The organism is Streptomyces sp. NPDC001381 (assembly GCF_042895685.1).
GTDB lineage: Bacteria > Actinomycetota > Actinomycetes > Streptomycetales > Streptomycetaceae > Streptomyces.
The window spans coordinates 698,463-721,936 of record NZ_JBIAWO010000003.1 but is presented as its reverse complement, the minus strand read 5'-3'; the positions used below and the strand labels follow the sequence as shown (position 1 = coordinate 721,936).

The following is a 23,474-nucleotide window of genomic DNA, read 5'->3' as shown; positions in this document are numbered from 1 at the left end:
GCACAACGGCCTGATCAGCGGGTTCGTTGCCAGTGGTCACTGGCGCCGTGTGAGCGGTCGGTGAATCCCGTTACCGGCGGGTACCCAAAGCGCTTCCCGCGGCATACCCTGCGCGTCATGACGGACTCGCAGGCCCCGGAAAAGACCGGCACGAAGACCACGGCCGCTACGAACCCCCTCGCCCCCGCCCCCGCCGGCGTCCGCACCGCCGCCGACGTGGTCACCCCCCAGCTCGTCGCCCAGCTGACCAAGGGCGTCGTCGGCTCCGGCCGTACCGCGAACCACACGCCGTTCACCGGCGAGAAGCTCGCCGACCTGCCCGAGTCCACCCCCGAGGACGTGCTCAAGGCCTTCGAGGCGGCCCGCGCCGCGCAGGCGGTGTGGGCGCGGACGCCGGTACGGGAGCGCGCCGCCGTCCTGCTGCGCTTCCACGACCTGGTCCTGGAGCGCCAGGCCGAGGTCCTCGACCTGATCCAGCTGGAGACCGGCAAGGCACGGCTGCACGCCCACGAGGAGGTGCAGGCCGTCGCCGTGGCGGCCCGTCACTACGGCCGCAGGGCGACGGCGTATCTGAAGCCGAAGCGGCACGCCGGCGCCATGCCGACCCTCACGAAGGTCACCGAACTGCGCCACCCGCGCGGTGTGGTCGGCCAGATCGCCCCCTGGAACTATCCCCTGGAGCTGTCCGTCGGCGACGCGCTCCCCGCGTTCGTCGCGGGCAACGCGGTCGTCATGAAGCCCGACACGGAGACCTGCCTGACCGCCCTCTGGGCACGGGACCTGCTGATCGAGGCCGGCCTGCCCGCCGACCTCTTCCAGGTCGTCCTCGGCGAGGGGCCCGTGATCGGCCCCGAGGTCGTCCGGCACGCCGACTACGTCTCCTTCACCGGCTCCACCCGCACCGGCCGCGAGGTCGCCCAGGGCGCCGCCGCCCGCCTGATAGGCGCGTCCCTCGAACTCGGCGGCAAGAACGCCATGCTGGTGCTGGACGACGCCGACGTCGAGAAGGCGGCCGCGGGCGCGGTCCGCGCCTGCTTCTCCTCCGCCGGCCAGCTCTGCGTCTCCATCGAGCGGCTCTACGTCCACGAGTCGGTCGCGGACGCCTTCATCGAGCGCTTCGCCACCCGCACCCGGGCCATGCGCCTCGGCAACTCCCTCGCCTACGGTGCCGACATGGGCTCCCTGGTCGGCGAGCGGCAGCTTGAGACCGTCACCCGCCATGTCGAGGAGGCGGTGGCCAAGGGCGCCACGGTGGTCGCCGGCGGTGTCGCCCGCCCGGACATCGGCCCCTACTTCTTCGAGCCGACCATCCTCGACGGCGTCACCGAGCCCATGGCGGTGTGCGCGGAGGAGACCTTCGGCCCGGTCGTCTCCCTCTACCGCTTCAGGACCGACGACGAGGCGATCGAGCTCGCCAACTCCACGCCGTACGGCCTGAACTCCTCGGTCTGGACGAAGGACGCCCGCCGCGGCCGCGAGGTCGCCGCCCGGCTGCGCACCGGCACGGTCAACGTCAACGACGGCTACGCCCCCGCCTACGGCAGCGTCCAGTCCCCGATGGGCGGCATGAAGGACTCCGGCCTCGGCCGCCGCCACGGCTCCGAGGGCATCCTCAAGTACACCGAGGCCCAGACGGTGGCCCAGCAGCGACTGCTGCCGATGGCGCCGGCGCTGGGCATGAACGACGAGAAGTACGCGGAGTTCATGAGCAGGAGCCTGCGGCTCATGAAGGCCTTCCGTTTCCGCTGACCGTTTCCGCAAGAGGGGGCCGCCCGACGGGTTCGGCCCGCACGAACGCTCGACGAGGAGAGAACGTGCCCCAGGACGCCTACGACTACGACGTCATCGTCGTCGGATCGGGCTTCGGCGGCTCGGTGACCGCACTGCGCCTGACCGAGAAGGGTTACAAGGTGGGCGTCCTGGAGGCCGGCCGCCGCTTCACCCGGGACACCCTGCCCAGGAACTCCTGGGACCTGAAGAACTACCTGTGGGCGCCGAAACTCGGCCTGTACGGCATCCAGCGCATCCATCTGCTGGGCAACGTCATGGTCCTCGCCGGCGCGGGCGTCGGCGGCGGTTCCCTCAACTACGCCAACACGCTCTACGTCCCGCCGAAGGCCTTCTTCGACGACCCCCAGTGGCGTGACATCACCGACTGGCAGGAGGAGCTGAAGCCGTACTACGACCAGGCGCGCCGCATGCTCGGCGTACGGCTCAATCCGACGATGACCCCCTCCGACGAGCACCTGAAGGCGGCGGCCGAGCGGATGGGCGTCGGCGACACCTTCCACATGGCGCCGGTCGGTGTGTTCTTCGGCGACGGCGAGGACGCCGACGGCCAGGCGCGGGCCAGGCCCGGGGAATCGGTGGCCGACCCCTACTTCGGCGGCGCGGGCCCGGACCGCAAGGCGTGCACCGAGTGCGGCGAGTGCATGACCGGCTGCCGTCACGGCGCGAAGAACACCCTCAACGAGAACTACCTCCACCTCGCCGAGAAGGCGGGCGCGGTCGTGCACCCCCTGACGACGGTCGTGTCGGTCACCGACGACTCGCAGGGCGGCTACGCGGTGGCGACCCTGCCGACCGACGACCGCCGCCCGTCGAAGGGACGGACCTACAAGGCCCGCCGGGTCGTCCTCGCCGCCGGCACCTACGGCACCCAGACCCTGCTGCACCGCATGAAGGCGAACGGCCTGCTGCCGTACCTGTCGGACCGGCTGGGCGAGCTGACCCGCACCAACTCCGAGGCCCTGGTCGGCGCCCAGACCGACGACCGCCGCTACCGCAGGGCGACCGGCCGGGCGAAGGCCGACTTCACCCGAGGCGTCGCCATCACCTCCTCGATCCACCCGGACGAGAACACCCACATCGAGCCCGTCCGCTACGGCAAGGGCTCCAACTCCATGGGCGGCCTGTCCATCCTCCAGGTCCCCTACGCGGAGGGCTCGTCGAGGGTGGCCGGCTGGCTGGCCAACGCGGCCCGGCACCCCCTCCTCGTGCTGCGCTCGCTCTCCAACCGGCGCTGGTCGGAGCGGACCATCATCGGCCTGGTGATGCAGTCGCTGGACAACTCGCTGACGACGTACCTGAAGCCGGCGGGCGTCGGCAAGGGCCTGCTGACGGCACGCCAGGGTCACGGCGCGCCCAACCCCAAGCAGATCAGGGCCGCCTCCGAGGCCGCCTCCGCGATCGCCGCCGACATCAACGGTTTCGCCGGCTCCAACGTGGGCGAGCTGATGGGCACCCCCCTCACCGCCCACTTCCTCGGCGGCTGTCCGATCGGCGACTCCCGCGAGACCGGCGTCATCGACCCCTACCACCGGCTCTACGGCCATCCCGGCATCTCCGTCGTCGACGGCGCCGCCGTCTCCGCGAACCTGGGCGTCAACCCGTCGCTGACGATCACGGCCCAGGCCGAGCGGGCGATGTCGTACTGGCCGAACAAGGGCGAGACGGACCCGCGTCCGGCACAGGGGGCGGCGTACGAGCGGCTGAAGCCGGTGGAGCCGCGGGAGCCGGCGGTCCCGGCGGACGCGTTCGGCGCGCTGCGGCTGCCGTTCCTCGGGATGCCGGCGGTGCCGCCCAGGAAGTGAGCGGCCGCGGGCCGGCGCGGGCAAGCGAAAGGGACCTGCACCCCCCTCCGAGCGCAGGTCCCTTCGCTGGTCCGTGGCGCGTTACGCGTGCGCGCCGGTCCTGCGCCGACGCACCGCGACGACCGCGCCGGCGCCGGCGACGACGGCGATGCCGCCGACGAGACCGATGACCGGGAGCGCGGAGTCGGCGCCGGTGGAGGCGAGGCTGCCGCTGATCTCCTTGGCCTCGCCCTGGGCGCGGGTGCCGTCGGTGGCGTCGGGCTTCTGGCCGTTCGGCTCGGCGTCGTCGACGTCGCCCGCGTCGCTGCCCGCGGCGAGGATCTCCACGTCGTAGAAGTCACCGTTGCCGTAGCAGGCGGAGTCCTTGCCGGCGTAGATGGCCTCGCTGAGCGCGAACGACGATCCGGCCGGGGCCGACGCCTTGACCTTCACCCGCAGGTCGAGGGTGGTGGAGCTGTTCTTCTCCAGGGAGTCGAGCAGCGCCACGAAGGAGCCCGTGACGTTGACCGTCTTGCCGTCCTCGTCCTCGTAGGAGTCCTGGAAGCCGTCGGTCCACTTCCCGTCCTCCTTGACCTGGATGACGGCGAGACCCTCGGACAGCCAGGCGTCCGTGTCGTCGCCGTACTCGAGGAACGCGTCGATGTAGACGTTCGTCAGGTCCTGGTCGGAGTCGTTGTCGACCTTGAACTCGAAGTCGTGCCAGCCGGAGCCGGCGACGATCTTGTTCGGCAGGCCGGTGATCCGGGCGGTGAGGTTCTCGTCCAGCGCGAAGGACTTGCAGTCCGTGAACGGGTCGAACGGCTCTTCGTCGTCGCTCGCCGAGGAGCTCGCGGAGACCGAGGAGGACGCGGTGGACGAGGAGGAGGAAGAGGCCGAAGAGGACTGCGAGGCGCCGTCGGACGGCGAGCCGGAGGCGCTGCCGGTCTGCGACTGGGACGCCGAGGCGGTCGTGGTGTCCGACGAGGAGACCGACGCCTCCGACGTCTGCGACTCGGAGGTCGAGGCGGACGCGCTTTCCGACGAGGACTCGCCGGCCGTCGGCGTGCTGCTCTCCTGCGCGAACACGGCGGGCGCGGAGAGCAGGGCGAGCGGCACCAGCGCGGCCGTCGCGGCCGCGGTGACGAGAGTCCGGCGAAGCTTCATGAAGACCTCGAAAGATCGTGTCGGGGGAGGTCTTCCGCGAATGTGGGGCGCGGGAGTGACCCATGTGTCGGTAGATGTGACCCGCGAATCCTGTGAACAGTTGTCCCCGCCTCACGGGAACTTTATGTGACCCGCATCACATCGGCGGCGTCCGTGGTCTCTGCCGCCCGTGTACGACGAGGGGCATGGCCTCTGCCGCCCGGGCATGACGAAGGGCCCCGCAGGGCGGAGCTGCGGGGCCCTTCTCATCGTCAGCACCGACGTCAGGGCGGCGCCGGTGCCGGGGGAGCGGCGCCGGGGGGTTGCGCCGCTTGTTGGTCTGGACCTCTGGCAATCACCCAGGACAATGCACGCAATACGGTTGTCCGGGACAGGACTTGGAGCTGTGGGGGCTTTCTACGCATCGTGCTGGATGAACACGGCGCCCGCAACCGTCTGACCCAGCCCTTGTGTGTTTTTGCCATGTCCGCCGGCCGGCCCCGGGCGTCCCCGAGGCCGACCGTTCTCTTGGGTGACCGGGCTGCTGTCCCCTGCCGTCCGGTCACTTCCCTGGAGCGAGGTCCCACGACGCACGGCACGATCCGTCCGTCTCATCGCTCCAGTGAGCCACGCGTGGTTCTTCCGGGCCCGCACCTGGCTGGAACGGACACCGGGACCAACGAGACGCGCCGAGGGCGGTCACGCGCCGTACGGGTGAGAGGGAGACCGAACTCAGATGCGACCCCGGCACAGCTCCAGCAGCGTCATCGCGAGCGCGGTGCCCGGCTTGCCCAGGGCGTCCCGGTAGTGACCGAGGACCTCCATCTCGCGCGAGAGGTTCACGCGCCGGCCGCCGGAGGTCATCCGGGCCTCCTGGATGACGGCGGACACGGCCATCCGCTCCTGGATCAGCCCGATGATCCGGTCGTCGAGGGCGTCGATGCGCTCACGGGCACCGCTGATCACGTCGGCGGCCTCGGGGGTACGGGCGCCGGTCACATCGAGGGCGGTCATGGGGGCTCCTCATCGGTAAGGGGGGTGCCCCGGAGCGGCAGGGTCCGGAAAAACGCCAGGCGCCCCGGACCTTGTCGGCCCGGGGCGCCTGGGGAAGTCGCTCGTCAGTTGCTCAAGCAGCACGACCATGGCAGCCGGTGGGCCGGGTGCCATAGGTAAAGAGGAAGGCCGAGTGCGTGAGCATGGGGCCAGTATGCCATCCCGGGACGACGGCGAGGTCACCCGCGGCCACCCCGTTAGACTCGGTACCACAGCCCCTCGCCCAACCGCCGGAAGGCACCCCGTGTCATCAGCGACCCCCGCCGCCCCCGACACCGTCCTGGTCGTCGACTTCGGCGCGCAGTACGCCCAGCTCATCGCCCGTCGGGTCCGCGAGGCCCGGGTCTACAGCGAGATCGTGCCGAGCACCATGCCGGTCGCGGAGATGCTCGCCAGGAACCCCGCGGCGATCATCCTCTCCGGCGGCCCCTCGTCCGTGTACGAGGAGGGCGCCCCGCGCCTGGACCGCGCGATCTTCGAGGCGGGCGTCCCCGTCTTCGGCATGTGCTACGGCTTCCAGCTGATGGCGCAGACCCTCGGCGGCACGGTCGACAACACCGGCGCCCGCGAGTACGGCCGCACCGACCTGCACGTCTCCCGGGCGTCCTCCACCCTCTTCGAGGGCACCCCCGCCGAGCAGCACGTGTGGATGTCGCACGGCGACGCCTGCTCCGCCGCCCCCGAGGGCTTCTCCGTCACCGCGTCCACGGACGTCGTCCCGGTCGCCGCCTTCGAGAACGACGAGAAGAAGCTCTACGGCGTCCAGTACCACCCCGAGGTCATGCACTCCACGCACGGCCAGCAGGTCCTGGAGCACTTCCTCTACCGCGGCGCGGGCCTGACCCCGTCCTGGACGACCGGCAACGTCATCGAGGAGCAGGTCACCGCGATCCGCGAGCTCGTCGGCGACAAGCGCGCCATCTGCGGTCTGTCCGGCGGCGTCGACTCCGCCGTGGCCGCCGCCCTCGTCCAGAAGGCCATCGGCTCCCAGCTCACCTGCGTCTACGTCGACCACGGCCTGATGCGCAAGGGCGAGACCGAGCAGGTCGAGAAGGACTTCGTGGCCGCGACCGGCGTGCAGCTGAAGGTCGTCGACGCCGAGGAGCGGTTCCTCAAGGCACTCGCCGGGGTCTCCGACCCCGAGGAGAAGCGGAAGATCATCGGCCGCGAGTTCATCCGCGTCTTCGAGCAGGCCCAGGCCGAGATCATCGCGGACGAGGGCCCGGCGGTGGAGTTCCTGGTCCAGGGCACGCTCTACCCGGACGTCGTCGAGTCCGGCGGCGGCACCGGCACGGCCAACATCAAGTCCCACCACAACGTGGGCGGCCTGCCCGAGGACCTCGAGTTCAAGCTGATCGAGCCGCTGCGCAAGCTCTTCAAGGACGAGGTCCGCATGGTCGGCCAGGAACTCGGCCTGCCGGAGGAGATCGTCCAGCGCCAGCCGTTCCCGGGACCGGGTCTGGGCATCCGTATCGTCGGCGAGGTCACCAAGGAGCGGCTCGACCTGCTCCGCGACGCCGACGCGATCGCCCGCGAGGAACTCACCGCCGCCGGTCTCGACCGCGAGATCTGGCAGTGCCCGGTGGTCCTGCTCGCCGACGTCCGCAGCGTCGGCGTCCAGGGCGACGGCCGCACCTACGGCCACCCGATCGTGCTGCGCCCGGTCTCCTCCGAGGACGCCATGACCGCCGACTGGTCGCGGCTGCCGTACGACGTCCTGGCGAAGATCTCCACCCGGATCACCAACGAGGTGCGCGACGTCAACCGCGTGGTCGTCGACGTCACCTCCAAGCCGCCGGGCACCATCGAGTGGGAGTAGGGACTACCGGCGCCTGACGACGCGCAGGGCCTCACCGGGCTTCCAGACCTGGACGACGAGATACGTGTCGTCCTCGACACGGGTCCTCACGACCTCCGTCAGCTCGGTGCGGAAGAGGTGGAACGGCTCCGGCGGTTCCACCTCTTTCACGTACCCGCCCTTGATCCGCGGGTCGTCGACCTCGACCGCCCGCCCGGCGACCCGTACGTCCCCGCCGCCCATCCCGGTGCCCTCGCCCGGGTTGGCCTGGAGGGCGAAGCGGGGGTCGCGGCGCAGATCGAGCGCCTTGACCGAGCCCGGCATCATGCCGAGCCACAGCTCGCCGTCCCAGAAGCGGACCTCGAGCCCGGTCGTCCGCGGGGAGCCGTCCTTGCGCAGGGTCGCCAGCACGTGATGGGTGAAGGCGGAGAAGCGCTCCTCGACGGTCTTCGCGAGGTCCGGCTCCGCCGCGGCGAACGCCGCCCAGTTCGATGTCATACCTGGAGTGTGACTCCGAAACAGGACATCCTCTGTCGTAGTTCTGTCGCGTCCTGACGCCGCACGTCATCTTTACATAACAAGCCTGTTCTCCTGCGCTGACCGACGGTAACTTCCGCCCGTACACCCACCCAGTGCTGGAGGACCGATGCACGGGCCCACGCCGCCTGCCCCGCTGCCCACCGACCGGCTGCAGTTCGCGATGCCGCCGATGCACGACTCGGTGGAGGACGAGCGACGGCACCGCAAGGAACGCCTGGCCGGCGCCGTGCGCCTCTTCGGACGGTTCGGCTTCGAGGACGGCGTCTCCGGCCACATCACGGCCCGCGACCCCGAGTTCAGCGACTGCTTCTGGGTCAACCCCTTCGGGATGTCGTTCAAGCACGTCACCGTCAGCGACCTGGTCCTCGCCAACTCCGACGGCCAGGTCGTCGAAGGCCGCTACCACGTCAACCAGGCCGCCTTCACCGTCCACGCCCAGGTCCACGCGGCCCGCCCGGACGTCGTCGCCGTCGCCCACTGCCACTCGGTGCACGGCCGCGCCCTTGCCGCCCTCGGCGAACTCCTCGACCCCCTCACCCAGGAGAGCTGCGCCTTCTACGAGGACCACGCCCTCTACGACGCCTACACCGGCGTCGCCGTCGACGCCGAGGAGGGACGGCGCATCGCGACCGCGCTCGGCTCCCGCAAGGCCCTCGTGCTGCGCAACCACGGGCTGCTGACCGTCGGGGACTCCGTCGACGCGGCGGCCTGGTGGTTCCTGTCCATGGAACGCTCCAGCCAGGTCCAGCTCACCGCCCGCGCCGCCGGCCGGCCCCTCCTGATCGACCACAGGGCGGCGGTGGCCACCCGGGAACAGCTCGGCGGCGACCTGGTCGCATGGATCAACTACCAGCCCCTGTGGCAGGACATCAGCCGCAGCGAACCGGACCTGCTGAGCTGAGCCGCCGGCCGGTCGGGCGGGCGCTCAGAAACCGCGCAGTATCACGGCCTTCGTCGAGGTGAACTCCTCGTCCGTGAGCACCCCGTCCCGGTGCAGCTCACCCAACTCGCGCAGCCGGCGCAACAGCACGTCGTGGTGGTCACCGCGGGCCGGGACCCGCGGCGGGACCGCGACCTCCGCGTTCCCGGCCTCCACCTGCGACGACGGGTGCGGCAGCCGGGCCGTGACCGCGGTCGCCACCAGTGCGGTCAGCAGATCCCGGCGCACACTGCCCCACAGATCCAGCGCATACGGATCCTTCTCCGCCGGCAGCTTCGAGAACACCGTCTCGCGGGTCACGAACCGCAGAAAGCCGTCCTCGTAGCCGGAGTTGGGCAGCCACTCGACCTGCACGAGATCCCCCACCGCGATGATCCGCGGCCCCGTCGCCCGCTTCACCCGGTCCGAGGTGTCCGCCCAGTCGATCCGCACATGGGTGCCGTCGAAGGAGACCGTGCCGTCGGACGAACGCACCGACACCGGCACCGGCGGCCCCGGCAGCAGATACGCGCGGGTGGGCTCCTTGGGAATCTGGTCGAGCAGCAGCGCGTGCCGGATCTCCTCCGCGACGTACTCGGCCACCCCCGAACGGTCCACGTCCACCGCCAGCCGGTACGGATCCGCCGCCTCGGGCAGCCGCCCGCCCGTCGCCTGCAGCAAGGGGTCCGCGCCCTCCCGCAACCGCATCCGCAGCCGCCCCCGCCGGCGCTCGGGCTCGTAGACGATCCCGGCGACGGCCTCCAGCGGCACGGCGATCTCCCCGTACGTCTGCCGGAACAGCGGCACGGAACGGTGCAGCCCCGGCGTGATCCGGACCGTCGTGCCGTCAAAGGCCCAGCTGCCGTCACGCTGGATGATCTCGGCCATACGCAAATTCTCGCAGCCAGGTCAACACGGCCACCGCCTTCTTCACCCGTATGGACCAGGCCTGCCGGGTGGACACGGTATGCCGTAGGGCACAATTCGCTGTCATCACGGGCGAGTTGTCAGCAGGGCGGCGGCCGGGAACCTCACCGGTTTCCCCAAGGGCCTCCGCCCGTACGGGTCACGGGGAAGGCGGGCGTAGGACGTGGCGGTGCAGGAGGCTAGACAGGGCGCGAACCCGGGCACGGGTACGGCCCCCCACGACGGCGGCTGCACCTGCGGGGACTGCCCGCACGGAGCCCGCGAGGGACACCGGCGCGCGGTCGCCGCGTTCCTGCTCAAACGCGACGAGTTCGCCGCCGGACAGGGCCTCCCGGCCGCCGTCGCCCACTCCGCCTCGGCCTCCCGCCAGTGGGTCTCCGAGGAACTCACCCAGTCCGCGAACCTCGTCGCCGAACGCGGCCGCGTCGAGGGAGAGGCCTGGCTGTCCCGCCTCTGGCTGCGCACCGCGCTCACCGTCTGGACGGCGGTCGTGCTGCTGTTGCTGGTCCAGGCCCTCACGGCGATCGGCGCCGGCTGGACCTCGGCCCGCACCGCCGGACTCCTCGCCGCCCTCGTCGTGGCCGGCGCCCTCACCGCCGCCTCCTGGTTCCACCGGGCCCGCGGCGGCGCCCTCGCCCCCGTCGTCGGCGAGGACAACCGCCTCTCCACCTCCCGCGCGGTCGCCGCCGCCTGGGTCCTCCTCGTCGCCTACGCCGTGCTCGTCCTGGTCGGCCGCCTCGCCGCCGCCTCCGGCCACACCGAACGCGACACCCTCATCGCCGGGCTCGGCCTCGCCCGAGGCGCCGGGGCGGTGACCGTCCTCGCCGTGGTCTGCGGCATCGCCGTGCTCGTCCGCCGCGTGGTCGGGCTGCGGGTGCTGGGACAGCGGCTCCAGAAGGTGCGCGCGCACCGGCCGAAGGCCGCCGACCTCCTCACCGACGACTCCGGCCGCGGCACCTTCGCCGACATCCAGTACGTCGTGATCAACGCCGTCGCCCTGGTCTTCGCCGCGGTCCGCCTCGCCCGCCGCCCCGACCAGCTCCCCGACCTGCCCTGGGGCCTCGCGGTCGTGGTCCTGGTCTCGGCCGCCACCTATCTCGCCGGCAAGTACGCCGAGGGCGGCCGCCCCGTGATCCTCTCCGTCGTCCGCTCCCGCGAGGCCGGCGACCTCGACGCCCCCATCCGCACCGGCGACGACATCGAGATCCGCGGCGCCGGCTTCGTCCCGCCCGGCGCCCAGACCGCCGACCGCCTCTCCCGCATGGTCGTCCGCATCGGCCCGGTCCACGTCCACGTCCCTCTCGTCCCCGTCACCGGCGGCTTCGACAACCCCACCGACGCCGTCCTCACCGTCCCGGTCCCGGCGGACGTCGAACCCGGCCGGGTGGAGGTCCAGGTGGTCACCGCGGCGGGAGTGGAGACCAACCGGTACGCGATCGACGTCACCGAGTGACGGGGCGGGCGGTGTGAACCCGCGGAGCGCACAGCCCTTGCCAACAGTTGAGCGCACCCCCTATGTCGTACGTATGGTCTGTTGAGGGGTCCTACCACTCGGCGCGAGAGGCGGCTGCGGACGATGACTCACGGCATGCGGACGGACACCCACCCCCCTTACCTCGGCGGCGGCCAGGGCTGGCGGGACACCGCCACCCGGTACGCCCTGCTTCCTCTCCGTGTCTTCCTCGGCGTCACCTTCATCTACGCCGGCCTCGACAAACTCACCGACAGCGCCTTCATGAAGGACGGCGGTGCGGGCTCGATCGGTGACACCATGCGCGCCGTCCGCGACTCCTCGGCCATCCCCGCCCTGGTCGACCTGGCCCTGAAGAACCCGGTCGGCTTCGGCTACGCCATCGCCCTCGGTGAACTCGCCGTCGGCATCGGCCTGCTGATCGGTCTCCTCGCCCGTCTCGCCGCCCTCGGCGGCGCGCTGATCTCCCTCTCCCTCTGGCTGACGGTGAGCTGGGCCTCCGACCCGTACTACTACGGCAACGACCTCGTCTACCTCATGGCCTGGCTCCCCTTCGTCCTCGCCGGCGCCCCCTACCTCTCCCTCGACGCGGCCTGGCGCAACAGGCGCCGGCACCGGGCGGGCGGTTTCGACTGACTCCGTTCAGATGACGCTGTCCGTGCCGGCGGCCCCGGCCCGGGCGCCCCTGCCCGCTCGGCGCCGTCTGCGGAGGGAGCGGGCCACCACGCCCGCCGCACCGGCCAGGCAGAGACCGGCCACGACCAGCGGAACGACCGCGAACCACGGCGTCTCCCACAACCCGCCCGCGTCCCCCGCGTACAGGACACCCGCCAGGGTGAAGAACGCGCCGACGACCAGCCTGCCGGGCTGGAACTCATGACGTAGCACGGGTCACCTCCGCCTGTCCGACCCCGACCCGGAGGTCGAGGTCGATCGTCCCGGCCTTCTCGGCGTCCGACACCGGCGACAGCGTCACCGTCCTGTGCTTGCCGGGCTCCACGTCCACGTCCTCCTTGTCCTCGCCGGGCAGTTGTACGTCGCCCAGTCCCACGTCGATGCTCACCCTCACCGTCACGTCCGGCGGCACGATCACCCGCAGCCGGCCCACCCCCACCTCCGCGTCGGTGCTCACCGTCTGCCCCGCGGCCACATCCAGCCGGGACAGGTCCAGCGTCCCGTCACCGGTGCCGAGGTCGTAGGCCTCCCGCACGTCCGCCGCCGTCGCGGGCCGCCAGGTCCTCTCGGCCCAGTGCGTGCTCACGTCCTGGGGCAGGACCGCCGAACCGGCCAGCAGGCCCGCGGTGACGATCGCCATGAACACCGATCCCGCGCCCGTGCGCCCCAGGAACGAGCTGACCGCGATGCCCGCGCCGAACACGATGAGCGCGGCGGCCAGACCAGCCTGGAGACTGGTGCCCAGCGGGTGGTCGTCCCAGGTGAGCCGGGTGACGAGGCCGCCCGCGAGCACGGCCAGCAGGAACACCCACCCGCCCGTCCAGCGGGGTCCGCGCGGAGCGGGGGAGCGGCCGGGCGGAACGCGTATGTCCTCGCGGTCGCCGGCGTGACCGGTGAGGCTGACGTTGATGGCCGCCGCGATGTCCCGGTCGCGCGGATCCCGGGGGCCCCACAGATAGCCGGTGCCGCCGTCGTGGGTGCCGTCCTTGACTATGGGGTCGCGCCACCAGGAGGGGTAGGCGGCGGGGACCGGCGGTGCCTGGGCCTCCGGCGGGGCGTCGGCGACGGCCTGTGCGGCCAGCGGATCGGGGTCGGAGGAGTCCCGGTGCCGCGACCAGTACCCGGCTCCCGCGAGAAGGAGGGAGAGGACGACGGCGAAGGTCAGGACGCTCCCGTTGTTCAGCATCGTCAGGAACACGCCGCAGCCGACCAGCGCGAACAGCACGGCCGCGAGGGCCTGGCCGTCGACCCGGCCCGTCAGCAGCCTGCGCACCTCGTTCTGGTCGTCGTCGGCGTACGGGACGAACAGCCAGGCGAAGCCGTAGAAGATGAGGCCGATGCCGCCGGTCGCGGAAAGCACGGCGAGCGTGATCCGGAAGATCACCGGGTCCATGTCGCACTGCCGGCCCAGCCCCGCGCACACCCCGGCGAGCATCTTGTGCCGCCGGTCCCGGCGGAACCCGGCGGGCTGCGCGGCCGCCTCGGCTCCTTCCTCCGCGCCCCGGGCCGCGGCCTCCGCTGCTGCCGCAGCCATCGCCGCGCCGACCGCCGCCTCGGCCGCTGTGAGGGTGTCGTCGCCCCGTCCGTCCCTCACCCCGCCCGCCGCGTCCGCCTCCTCGCTCGCGGTCCCCTTCCCGGCCCGGCCCGCCCCCTCGGTCATGCCGCGTGCTCCCTGTTCTCCGTGCGCGGGCGCGCCCGCCCGTCCGTGCGCGCGAGGCTTCTCACCCGCGGCGTCCCGGGCGCCGGTGGACGGGGCGGCCGCGTCGGGCGCGGTGCCCCCGTCGGGCACGGCGTCCGCGGCGTGCTGGTGATTTTCCATGACTCCATGGTGGCGGCCCGGCGGCCCCGGCGGCAGCCGGAACGACCCTGGTCGGACCCTGATATCGGCCCTGAGCCGGGGCCGGGGAGGCGTTCGAGCCGCGGGGGCGCCGAAGATCAGGGGCGTCTCGGGGACGAACCCTGATGCCCGGCCCCGCCCGACGTGTGACCATCGTTGGCATGCCGGAAGCCGCAGCAGCGCCACTCGTCGAACCGCGGCCGCCGCGCAAGCTCTACCGCAGCAGCGACGGTCGCTGGCTGGGTGGCGTGGCGCGGGGGCTCGCCGGGCATCTCGGGCTGCCCGTCGTCTGGGTACGGCTCGTCTTCGTCGGCCTGTTCCTGGCGGACGGCCTCGGCGCCCTGCTCTACGCGGCCTTCTGGTTCTTCGTCCCGCTCGGCGTCGGGGGCGTCGGCGACCAGAAGCCCCCGTCCCTCGTCAGCACCGAGACCGCGCCCGACGGCCGCCGCAGACTCGTCGCCCGCAGACCGGACCGGGGCCAGATCGTCGCCCTGCTCCTCATGGTCGTCGTCGCCCTCGTCTTCGTCGGCAACGTGAACCTGGGCAACGGCGCCAAGGCGTATCTCCTGCCCGCAGTCCTGGTCGGCGCGGGTGTCGCCCTCGTCTGGCGCCAGGCGGACAACGCCCGCCGGGCCCGCTGGGTCGAGGTCGGCCGCAGACGCCGCACGCTCACGCTGCTGCGCGCCGGCGCCGGCGTCCTCCTCGTGACCGCCGGTGTCTCCGGCATCTTCGTCCTGCAGGGCTCCGCCGCCCACCTCGACTCGGTGCTGCAGGCGGCGCTCGCCGTCCTCGTCGGCATCACGCTCCTCGCCGGGCCCTACCTGGTCCGGATGACCCAGGACCTCTCCGAGGAGCGTCTGATGCGCATCCGGGCCCAGGAGCGCGCCGAGGTCGCCGCCCACGTCCACGACTCCGTGCTGCACACCCTGACCCTGATCCAGCGCAACGCGGAGAACGCGAGCGAGGTGCGCCGTCTCGCCCGTGCCCAGGAGCGGGACCTGCGCACCTGGCTGTACAAGCCGGAGGGCACGGGCAAGGACGAGGCGGACGAGCCGGCCACGGTCGCCGACGCGGTCCGGCGCAACGCCGCCGAGGTCGAGGACAAGCACGGCGTCCCCCTCGAGGTCGTGGTCGTGGGCGACTGCCCGCTCGACGAGCGGGTCGGCGCACAGATGCAGGCCGCGCGCGAGGCGATGGTGAACGCCGCCAAGTACGGTGGCGACGGCGGAGCCGTGCAGGTCTACGCCGAAGTCGAGGGCAGGACGGTCTTCGTGTCCGTCCGGGACCGCGGCCCCGGCTTCGACCTGGACTCCATACCCGCCGACCGCATGGGCGTCAGAGAATCGATCATCGGCCGCATGGAGCGCCACGGCGGCACGGCGCGGCTGCGGGCCGTCCCGGGCGGCGGCACGGAGGTCGAGCTGGAGATGGAGAGGGCGGAGAACACGTGATGAGCGACCCGACCGAGACGAACACGACGGCGGGAGCGGGGGAGGCGGCCGAGCCGGCGCGGACCTCCGGCGAGAGCGCGGGAGGGCGCCGCGTGCGGGTGGTCCTCGTCGACGACCACCGTATGTTCCGCACCGGTGTACAGGCCGAGATCGGTCAGACCGAGCAGACCGGGGTCGAGGTCGTCGGTGAGGCCGCGGACGTCGACCAGGCGGTCACCGTCATCACCGCGACCCGGCCCGAGGTGGTTCTCCTCGACGTCCATCTGCCGGGCGGCGGCGGGGTCGAAGTGCTGCGGCGCTGTGCGCCGTTGATGGCCGACGCCGAGCAGCCGGTGCGCTTCCTCGCCCTGTCCGTCTCGGACGCGGCGGAGGACGTGATCGGGGTGATCCGCGGAGGCGCCCGCGGCTATGTCACCAAGACGATCACCGGTAAGGACCTGGTCGACTCCATCTTCCGGGTGCAGGAGGGCGACGCGGTCTTCTCGCCCCGCCTGGCCGGGTTCGTCCTGGACGCCTTCGCCTCCACCGACGCCCCGCCGGTCGACGAGGACCTCGACCGGCTCACCCAGCGCGAGCGCGAGGTGCTGCGCCTCATCGCCCGTGGCTATGCCTACAAGGAGATCGCCAAGCAGCTGTTCATCTCGGTGAAGACGGTCGAGTCCCATGTGTCCGCGGTGCTCCGCAAACTCCAGCTGTCCAACCGGCACGAGCTGACGCGGTGGGCGACGGCCCGACGGCTGGTGTGACGGCGCGACCGTCGGCGGCTGCGTCTCACACCACCCGTGTCGCCCCCGCGAACGGCATCTCGTCGATCGGGGCGATGCGGACCGGCGCCGACGGGTTCGGGGCGTGGATCATTCGGCCGTTGCCGATGTAGAGACCGACGTGGGTGATGCCGGAGTAGAAGAACACCAGGTCGCCGGGGAGGAGTTCGGAGCGGGAGACGCGCCGGCCGGCGCCGATCTGGGCGTATGTCGTGCGGGGCAGGGAGATTCCGGCCGAGCGGTAGGCGGCCAGGACGAGGCCCGAGCAGTCGAAGGCGTCGGGGCCGGTGGCGCCCCAGACGTAGGGGCTGCCGAGCTTGGAGTAGGCGAAGGAGACGGCGGCGGCCGCACGGGAGTTGGGGGCGGTGCTCGTGCCGGGTGCCTGGAGGCTGTCGCGTGCGCCGGAGGAGGCGCGGGAGGCCCGGTCGCTCACGCCGGTGCCGCCCCCGTCCGCGCCGATCCGGGCGCGTTCCGCCGCCGTCAGCCGGGAGAGCAGACCGCGGGCCGCGGCCAGCTTGTCGGTGATCGTCTTCTTGTGTTTCCTCAGCTCGGCCTGACGGGCCTTGAGGGAGGTCAGCTCGACGCGTGCGGAGCCGCGCAACTGCTCGATCTCGCGCAGCTGGTGGCGGACGCGGGCGACGGCGGCCGACTGCCGGTCGCCGGCCCGTTCGGCGAACGCGGCGCCGTCTAGGTACTGGTCGGGGTCGTCGGAGAGCGCCAGTTGCACGGCCGGGTCGAGACCGGCGCTGCGGTACTGCGCCGCCGCCATCGAACCCAGCGCCTCGCGGGCCGAGTTGAGCTTCTCCTCCTTGCGCGCGGCCTGGTCCTGCAAGCTCGCCAGGTGCTGCTCGGCGGCGGTGGCCTTCTCCCGCGCGCCGTTGTACTTCTCGGTGGCCGCCTCCGCCTCCTGGTACAGCTTCGCCACCCTGGCCTTGATCTGCGCGGCGGTCAGCTGCGGCTCGGCCTGTCCGGTCCCGTCGAAGGCCGTGGCCGTCGCCGCGCCGGCGAGGGCGAGGGTGAACGCCGTACGGGCCGTCCTGCCGCCGAGCGAGCGCTGTCGGGGCTTGCGGTGCGCTGCCACGTGGGACTGCACGTCCTTTCGTACGACCGCCTCGGCCGGGCGGTCGTCGGACGGTCGTCGGACGGACCCACGGCTGTCAGGCGACCCGTCGGCCGTCCGGGGGAGCGGACGGACGACCGAGGAGAGCGGCTGACCTGTCCGACGGCGGCCCGCACAGGGGGAGCGGGGCGCGCCGCCGGACCTTCTCGGCGGTGGTGGCCGACTGCCGCCCCTGGCCCGGGCGGCGGTGGGGAGCCGGTCACCTGGGGGAGGACGCTAGGCCCGACTGTGACGGGTCGGTGACGCGATGTACGGAAAAGGCGGGAGCGGACCGCGGGACGACGGTTTCTGCCCGGGGGACCGGACCGGAGGTGTCGGGTTCGCGCGGCGCGGTGACCGATGCGGCGATTCCGTCGCACCTCGGTACGGGAGGGTGCTATGGGGCGCACAGAGGCAAGCGGGGCCACCAGGGGAGGGCCGGTGTGAGCGGCACCCGCACGGCTGATTAGCATCCGGCTTCATGGACGTACTCATCCATCTTTTCGTCGGCCTGCACATCATCGGCATCGCCGCGCTCCTGGGCGGCTTCCTCACGCAGATGAAGGCGATGGGCCAGGGCACGGCCCGCTTCGTCCCCGCGATGCTGCACGGCGCGGCGACGATGCTGATCACCGGCGTGATCCTGGTCGGCCTGAACCAGGCGGACGACGAGCCCGTCAACAACGTCAAGATCGGTGTGAAGCTGGCGCTGCTGGTCGTGATCCTGGGCCTGGTCTACGTGAAGCGGGACGACGAGAAGGTGGACAAGCCCCTGTTCGGCCTGGTCGGCCTGCTGACCGTGGCGAACATCTTCATCGCGGTCCTCTGGACCTGAGGGACCCCCGCCGGCCTCCGCGGACTCGTCAGCCCCGCCCGGTCCCTCCGGACGGGCCGGACGGACCGGAGTCCGTGGATCCGGCGAAGGCACGGGTCGTGGCCAGGGCCGCCACCGCCACGGCCAGCCACGCCCCCACCGCGACCCACAGCAGCACCTCCCCGGGCCCCCTCAGACCGGGGACGCGGACGGCCCTGGCGACGGCCAGCATCGCCACGGCCGTCATCCCCATCGGGAACACCGTCGCCCACCGCCGCGTGTCGTAGCGCGGCCGGGGCCAGAGCACCTCGGCGGCGAGCAGGGCGCCGTACCAGCACAGCGAGAGCACGAGCAGTCCGACGGTCAGCACGCGCAGGACGCCCCGGTCGTCGGCGTTCCACAGGTACTCCGCGCGGTCGGCGGTGATGAGCCTCGCCCCCGCCAGCGCGGAGATCGCCAGCGCCCCGCCCGCCACCCACTGGTCCCCCGCGCCCTGGGCCACCTGCCGCCAGTCGAACAGGACCAGCATCGGCACATAGAGCACGAGCCCCAGCCAGAACAGCGCCAGCGCGGTGTACGCCGGCCAGGTCGTCGCCTCCGCCCTGCCGAGCGTGGCGGCCAGCACCGCGAGCCCCTGGGTGGCCACACAGCACAGGAACACGTCCCCGGGCATCCGCCGTTCCCGGTGTCCCGCGACACGCCGGAGGACCTGCCGTGCGACCCCGGCCAGCAGGAGCGGCCACAGCACCGCCGACAGGGCCAGCAGCGCCCAGGCGAGGGTCTGCCAGCCGAGCGCCGAGACGCGTGTGCCGAGGACGGTCGTGGCGGCCACGGCGGTCAGTCCGTCCGGCGTGCGGGCCTCCGCCCACCACCGCTCGCGCTGCCGCACCAGCCGTACGGCGAAGTCCGCGCCCAGGGCCACCCACGCGGCGCCGGCCAGCGCCAGCGCGACACGGGACAGCACCTCGTATCCCACCAGGTGCAGTCCGACCGACAGGACGCCGGTGGCCAGAACGGCGGCCCCGGCCGCCGGCGGACGCCGCGCCCACCAGGCGCGCGGGGAGGAGGAGCCGGACATGGGGCCGATGCTAGGGAGCGCGGAGCGGCTTGTGCGGGGGCACACGCGCGGCGGGCCGCAAACACGCGCGGGTGGCCGCACACGACACGTACGCGCGCGTGGCCGCGGAAAACGGTCCACGCGCGCGTGCCTCGGGCCGGGTGGCCCGTGGGCGTGCCTCAGGCGGGCGCACCACGCCAGGCGGGGCGCACCGCGCTAGGCCGGGCGCACCACGCTGTGGATGGCCGACTCGCCGTCGTAGTAGATCGACTCCTCGCGGACGTACGCGCCGGGCTTCGGGGCGTGGATCATCATGCCGTTGCCGATGTAGAGGCCGACGTGGCTGATGTCGTCGTAGAAGAAGACCAGGTCGCCGGGCTGGGCGTCGGCGAGGGAGACGGTGGTGCCGGCGTTCACCTGGTCGTAGGTGGTGCGGGGGAGGGTGACGCCCGCGGCCTTCCAGGCGGCCTGGGTGAGGCCGGAGCAGTCGTAGGAGTCGGGGCCGGTGGCGCCCCACACGTACGGCTTGCCTATCTGCGCACGGGCGAAGGCGAGCGCCTTCTCGGCCTTGGTGGCGTACGACGAGTCCGTGGTGGACGTCGAGGAGCCGGCCGTCCCGCTGGTGTCGGTGCTCTGCTGCTGGGCGGCCTGTTCGGCGGCCTGCTGCTGGGCGAGCTCGGCCGCCTTGCGCGCGGCCTCCTCCTGCTTCTGCTTCTCGATCGCCGCCAGCCGCGCCTTCTCCTGGGCCGTCAGCTGCGACAGCAGTTCGCGCGCGTCGCCGAGCTTCTTCTGGACCGTGGCCTTGGCGGTCTTCAGGTCGCCCTGTGTGTCGGTGAGCGTCGCGAGGCTCTCGGTGGCCTCCCGGCGCTTCTTCATCGTCGCCGACTGCTCGGTGAAGTAGTCGTCGACGGCGCCCTTCTGGCGGTCGGTCAGCCGGCTCATCAGCTGCGTCTGGTCGAAGTAGTCCTGCGGGGAGTCCGCGAGCAGGAAGGTCGCCGTGTCGGGCGCGGAGGCGCCGGTGCGGTACTGGGCCGCGGCGAAGGAACCCAGCTCCTCCCGCGCCTCGTTGAGCTTCTGGGTGCGCTGGGCGACGTCGTCGAGGAGGGTGTCGACCCGTTTGCGCTGCTTGGTCGTCTTCTCCTTGGCGGCGTTGTACTTCTCGGTCGCCGACTCCGCCTGGCGGTAGAGATCGTCGACCTTCTTCTCGACCTCCTCCAGGCTCGGCTTGCCGTCGTCGGACGGCGCGGCGTTCGCCGTCTGGGAGAGCAGGGCCACGGAGGTGAGGGCGGCGGTGGCGAGGGCGGGCGTGCGGATGCCCGCCACGCGCGAACCCGCGGAACGCGGCTTGCGGTGCTGCGACGCCAAGGGAGGCGACTCCTTCCAACGGTCCGCCTACCGGGTTAGCTGTCGGGTTCGGGCGGGTGGTTCGGAAGGGTTGCCCTACGGCCTGCTCCGATGGGGAGTCGGGCCGATTCACCCCAAGGTCTCGGTGGGTCCCCGGCTCCGGCTGCCGCGAGGGGGCGCGCCGGACTCGGCGGAGGCCGCGCGGCCCGGCGGGGTTCGCCGGTGGGGGTCGTGCGGCCTGCCCGGCACGGTAGCCAACTCGTGTGGTCCCTGTGAAGGTTGATGGGTGATATGCCCGATACATTTTCGTGACATCGGGCAAAGTCCGGGCGAGGGTCGCGGACCGTGCGTTTCCCGCTCCGGGGAGTGAGTGAAGGTCGCGTTCCGCTTCTCCCGGAGGCGGGCCGCCGGGCAGGTTTTCGGGACGGGTCCGCGTTGTCGGTGGGGCACCCTAGACTCGGAGAGCGATGAGCAGCCTCTTTGACGACAGCTTCCTGGCGGACCTCCAGGGCCCACGCGGCCCCGAGGAGGAACCCCCGCCGCCGCCCGAGGACGATCACACTCCGGAATCGGTTCCGGACGATCTGTTCGGCGGGAAGTTCGACGTGCCCCCGGACCGCGACGCCTACTACCGCGACGGCGCCCCGCGCCCGGCGCTCGACGCGGCGGCGCTCCTGGAGGGGCTCAACGACAACCAGCGCGCGGCCGTCGTCCACGCCGGCACCCCCCTGCTCATCGTCGCCGGCGCCGGCTCCGGCAAGACCCGTGTGCTCACCCACCGCATCGCCCACCTCCTCGCCGAGCGGGACGTCCACCCGGGCCAGATCCTCGCGATCACCTTCACCAACAAGGCCGCGGGCGAGATGAAGGAGCGGGTCGAGCAGCTCGTCGGCCCGCGCGCGAACGCGATGTGGGTGATGACCTTCCACAGCGCGTGCGTGCGCATCCTGCGCCGCGAGAGCAAGAAGCTCGGCTTCACGTCGTCGTTCTCGATCTACGACGCCGCCGACTCCAAGCGTCTGATGGCCCTGGTCTGCCGTGACCTGGACCTCGACCCCAAGCGCTTCCCCCCGAAGTCCTTCAGCGCCAAGATCAGCAACCTGAAGAACGAGCTGATCGACGAGGAGGACTTCGCCGCCCAGGCCGCCGACGGCTTCGAGAAGACCCTCGCCCAGGCCTACGCGATGTACCAGTCGCGTCTGCGCGAGGCGAACGCCCTCGACTTCGACGACCTGATCATGACGACGGTCAATCTGCTGCGTGCCTTCCCGGACGTCGCCGAGCACTACCGCCGCCGCTTCCGGCATGTTCTCGTCGACGAGTACCAGGACACCAACCACGCCCAGTACGCCCTGGTCAGAGAGCTGGTCGGCACCTTCGAGCACCCGGTGGACGTACCGCCCGGCGCGTACGACGTGCCGCCCGCCGAGCTGTGCGTCGTGGGTGACGCCGACCAGTCGATCTACGCCTTCCGGGGCGCGACGATCCGCAACATCCTCCAGTTCGAGGAGGACTACCCGGACGCGACGACGATCCTCCTGGAGCAGAACTACCGCTCCACGCAGACGATCCTCTCCGCGGCCAACGCCGTCATCGAACGCAACGAGTCCCGCCGCCCCAAGAACCTGTGGACCAACGCGGGCGCGGGCGCGCGCATCACCGGCTATGTCGCCGACACCGAGCACGACGAGGCGCAGTTCGTCGCCGACGAGATAGACCGGCTGACCGACGCGGGCGACGCGAAGGCCGGCGACGTCGCCGTCTTCTACCGCACCAACGCCCAGTCCCGTGTCTTCGAAGAGGTCTTCATCCGCGTCGGCCTGCCGTACAAGGTCGTCGGCGGGGTCCGCTTCTACGAGCGCAAGGAGGTCCGGGACGTCCTGGCCTACCTGCGGGTTCTCGCCAACCCGGAGGACACCGTCCCGCTGCGCCGCATCCTCAACGTCCCCAAGCGCGGCATCGGCGACCGCGCGGAGGCGATGATCGACGCCCTCTCCCAGCGGGAGAAGATCAGCTTCCCGCAGGCGCTGAAGCGCGTCGACGAGGCGTACGGCATGGCCGCGCGGTCGACGAACGCGGTGAAGCGGTTCAACGCCCTGATGGAGGAGCTCCGGACGATCGTCGAGTCCGGCGCGGGCCCCGCCACCGTCCTCGAGGCGGTGCTGGAACGCACCGGCTACCTCGCCGAGCTGCAGGCCTCCACCGACCCGCAGGACGAGACCCGCATCGAGAACCTCCAGGAACTCGCCGCCGTGGCACTGGAGTTCGAGCAGGAGTCCGGCGAGGGCGAGACCTCCGGCTCCCTCGCCGAATTCCTGGAGCGGGTCGCGCTCGTCGCCGACTCCGACCAGATCCCCGACGAGGACGAGGACGGCTCCGGCGTCATCACCCTGATGACCCTGCACACCGCCAAGGGCCTGGAGTTCCCGGTCGTCTTCCTCACCGGCATGGAGGACGGCGTCTTCCCGCACATGCGCGCCCTCGGGCAGAACAAGGAGCTGGAGGAGGAGCGCCGCCTGGCCTACGTCGGCATCACCCGCGCGCGGGAGCGGCTCTACCTCACGCGGTCCGCGATGCGCAGCGCCTGGGGGCAGCCGTCGTACAACCCGCCGTCCCGGTTCCTGGAGGAGATCCCGGCCACGCACGTGGACTGGAAGCGGACGGGAGCCACCGCGCCCGTGTCCTCCGGTCCGGTCTCCGGGGTGGCGTCGTCGCTGGCCTCGTCCTCCCGCTCGCGTTCCTCGGCCGCCGGCGCCTCCGGCTTCGCGACGCGCAGGGCGGGGGCGGAGAAGCCGGTGGTCGCGCTGGCCGTCGGCGACCGCGTCACCCACGACCAGTTCGGGCTGGGCACGGTCGTCGGCGTGAAGGGCACGGGAGCCAACGCGGAGGCGACGATCGACTTCGGCGACAGCAAGCCCAAGCGGCTGCTGCTGCGGTACGCCCCGGTGGAGAAGCTGTAGCCGTGTGAAGTGAGCCCCCGCTGTGGCGACGGGGGCTCGCAGCGGTGTGG

Annotated in this window: 19 protein-coding genes and 1 riboswitch; of the genes, 10 read left to right on the top strand and 9 right to left on the bottom strand. The window is 72.0% G+C overall.

Annotation, left to right across the window (positions count from 1 at the left end; all coding sequences use genetic code 11):
• The first annotated feature begins 117 nt into the window (after positions 1-117).
• The gene (locus tag ACFY2L_RS16900) at positions 118-1,749 is read left to right on the top strand and encodes a succinic semialdehyde dehydrogenase (RefSeq protein ID WP_390822680.1); all 1,632 of its coding nucleotides are present in this window, start codon (positions 118-120) and stop codon (positions 1,747-1,749) included.
• Positions 1,750-1,814: 65 nt separating this feature from the next.
• Positions 1,815-3,593 carry a GMC family oxidoreductase N-terminal domain-containing protein gene (locus tag ACFY2L_RS16895; RefSeq protein ID WP_390658208.1) on the top strand — a complete coding sequence of 593 codons (1,779 nt, stop codon included), beginning with the start codon at positions 1,815-1,817 and terminating at the stop codon, positions 3,591-3,593.
• Between the two features lie 81 nt (positions 3,594-3,674).
• Here ACFY2L_RS16895 and ACFY2L_RS16890 read toward each other — a convergent pair whose 3' ends face one another.
• Positions 3,675-4,736 (bottom strand): LPXTG cell wall anchor domain-containing protein, encoded by a 1,062-nt coding sequence (locus ACFY2L_RS16890; protein ID WP_390822679.1) that lies wholly within the window; start codon positions 4,734-4,736, stop codon positions 3,675-3,677.
• Between the two features lie 711 nt (positions 4,737-5,447).
• Positions 5,448-5,729, bottom strand: a complete 282-nt coding sequence (locus tag ACFY2L_RS16885) for a chorismate mutase (protein ID WP_390658210.1) — start codon at positions 5,727-5,729, stop codon at positions 5,448-5,450.
• Between the two features lie 283 nt (positions 5,730-6,012).
• Here ACFY2L_RS16885 and guaA point away from each other — a divergent pair, with 283 nt between their 5' ends.
• Positions 6,013-7,587, top strand: coding sequence for a glutamine-hydrolyzing GMP synthase (gene guaA, locus ACFY2L_RS16880; RefSeq protein ID WP_390658211.1), 1,575 nt, complete (start codon positions 6,013-6,015; stop codon positions 7,585-7,587).
• Positions 7,588-7,590: 3 nt separating this feature from the next.
• Here guaA and ACFY2L_RS16875 read toward each other — a convergent pair whose 3' ends face one another.
• Complete coding sequence (locus ACFY2L_RS16875) at positions 7,591-8,064, bottom strand: pyridoxamine 5'-phosphate oxidase family protein (protein WP_390658212.1); 474 nt, start codon at positions 8,062-8,064, stop codon at positions 7,591-7,593.
• Positions 8,065-8,212: 148 nt separating this feature from the next.
• Here ACFY2L_RS16875 and ACFY2L_RS16870 point away from each other — a divergent pair, with 148 nt between their 5' ends.
• Entirely contained in the window at positions 8,213-9,007 is a 795-nt protein-coding gene (locus tag ACFY2L_RS16870) for a class II aldolase/adducin family protein (RefSeq protein WP_390658213.1), read from the top strand.
• A gap of 24 nt (positions 9,008-9,031) precedes the next feature.
• Here ACFY2L_RS16870 and ACFY2L_RS16865 read toward each other — a convergent pair whose 3' ends face one another.
• Complete coding sequence (locus tag ACFY2L_RS16865; protein ID WP_390822678.1) at positions 9,032-9,913, bottom strand: DUF4429 domain-containing protein; 882 nt, start codon at positions 9,911-9,913, stop codon at positions 9,032-9,034.
• A gap of 202 nt (positions 9,914-10,115) precedes the next feature.
• On the opposite strand from ACFY2L_RS16865, the gene ACFY2L_RS16860 reads away from it, so the two are divergent.
• Together ACFY2L_RS16860 and ACFY2L_RS16855 are read left to right on the top strand one after the other, a co-directional pair.
• A complete protein-coding gene (locus tag ACFY2L_RS16860; RefSeq protein ID WP_390822677.1) occupies positions 10,116-11,405 on the top strand; it encodes a hypothetical protein in 1,290 nt (429 codons plus the stop codon).
• Between the two features lie 123 nt (positions 11,406-11,528).
• Positions 11,529-12,059, top strand: coding sequence for a DoxX family protein (locus ACFY2L_RS16855; RefSeq protein WP_390822676.1), 531 nt, complete (start codon positions 11,529-11,531; stop codon positions 12,057-12,059).
• 6 nt (positions 12,060-12,065) lie between these two features.
• Here ACFY2L_RS16855 and ACFY2L_RS16850 read toward each other — a convergent pair whose 3' ends face one another.
• On the bottom strand, positions 12,066-12,311 hold the full coding sequence (locus ACFY2L_RS16850) for a hypothetical protein (protein ID WP_390822675.1): 246 nt from the start codon (positions 12,309-12,311) through the stop codon (positions 12,066-12,068).
• Positions 12,298-13,917, bottom strand: coding sequence for a PspC domain-containing protein (locus ACFY2L_RS16845; protein ID WP_390822674.1), 1,620 nt, complete (start codon positions 13,915-13,917; stop codon positions 12,298-12,300). The genes ACFY2L_RS16850 and ACFY2L_RS16845 overlap by 14 nt, the downstream gene beginning before the upstream one ends.
• Positions 13,918-14,060: 143 nt before the next feature.
• Between ACFY2L_RS16845 and ACFY2L_RS16840 the strand changes: the two genes are divergently transcribed.
• Together ACFY2L_RS16840 and ACFY2L_RS16835 are read left to right on the top strand one after the other, a co-directional pair.
• A complete protein-coding gene (locus ACFY2L_RS16840; protein WP_390658219.1) occupies positions 14,061-15,386 on the top strand; it encodes a PspC domain-containing protein in 1,326 nt (441 codons plus the stop codon).
• On the top strand, positions 15,386-16,132 hold the full coding sequence (locus ACFY2L_RS16835; protein ID WP_390658220.1) for a LuxR C-terminal-related transcriptional regulator: 747 nt from the start codon (positions 15,386-15,388) through the stop codon (positions 16,130-16,132). The genes ACFY2L_RS16840 and ACFY2L_RS16835 overlap by 1 nt, the downstream gene beginning before the upstream one ends.
• A 25-nt stretch (positions 16,133-16,157) precedes the next feature.
• Here ACFY2L_RS16835 and ACFY2L_RS16830 read toward each other — a convergent pair whose 3' ends face one another.
• Complete coding sequence (locus ACFY2L_RS16830) at positions 16,158-17,231, bottom strand: NlpC/P60 family protein (protein WP_390658221.1); 1,074 nt, start codon at positions 17,229-17,231, stop codon at positions 16,158-16,160.
• A gap of 499 nt (positions 17,232-17,730) precedes the next feature.
• On the opposite strand from ACFY2L_RS16830, the gene ACFY2L_RS16825 reads away from it, so the two are divergent.
• Positions 17,731-18,084, top strand: a complete 354-nt coding sequence (locus tag ACFY2L_RS16825) for a hypothetical protein (RefSeq protein WP_390658222.1) — start codon at positions 17,731-17,733, stop codon at positions 18,082-18,084.
• 28 nt (positions 18,085-18,112) lie between these two features.
• Here ACFY2L_RS16825 and ACFY2L_RS16820 read toward each other — a convergent pair whose 3' ends face one another.
• Positions 18,113-19,141 carry a tellurite resistance/C4-dicarboxylate transporter family protein gene (locus tag ACFY2L_RS16820; protein ID WP_390822673.1) on the bottom strand — a complete coding sequence of 343 codons (1,029 nt, stop codon included), beginning with the start codon at positions 19,139-19,141 and terminating at the stop codon, positions 18,113-18,115.
• A 195-nt stretch (positions 19,142-19,336) separates the two neighbouring features.
• A complete protein-coding gene (locus tag ACFY2L_RS16815) occupies positions 19,337-20,485 on the bottom strand; it encodes an NlpC/P60 family protein (protein ID WP_390658224.1) in 1,149 nt (382 codons plus the stop codon).
• A 7-nt stretch (positions 20,486-20,492) separates the two neighbouring features.
• Positions 20,493-20,653: riboswitch (cyclic di-AMP (ydaO/yuaA leader) on the bottom strand.
• A 278-nt stretch (positions 20,654-20,931) separates the two neighbouring features.
• Between ACFY2L_RS16815 and pcrA the strand changes: the two genes are divergently transcribed.
• Positions 20,932-23,424: a DNA helicase PcrA gene (pcrA, locus tag ACFY2L_RS16810; RefSeq protein WP_390658225.1), complete on the top strand. Its 2,493-nt coding sequence runs from the start codon at positions 20,932-20,934 to the stop codon at positions 23,422-23,424.
• Positions 23,425-23,474 lie beyond the last annotated feature (50 nt).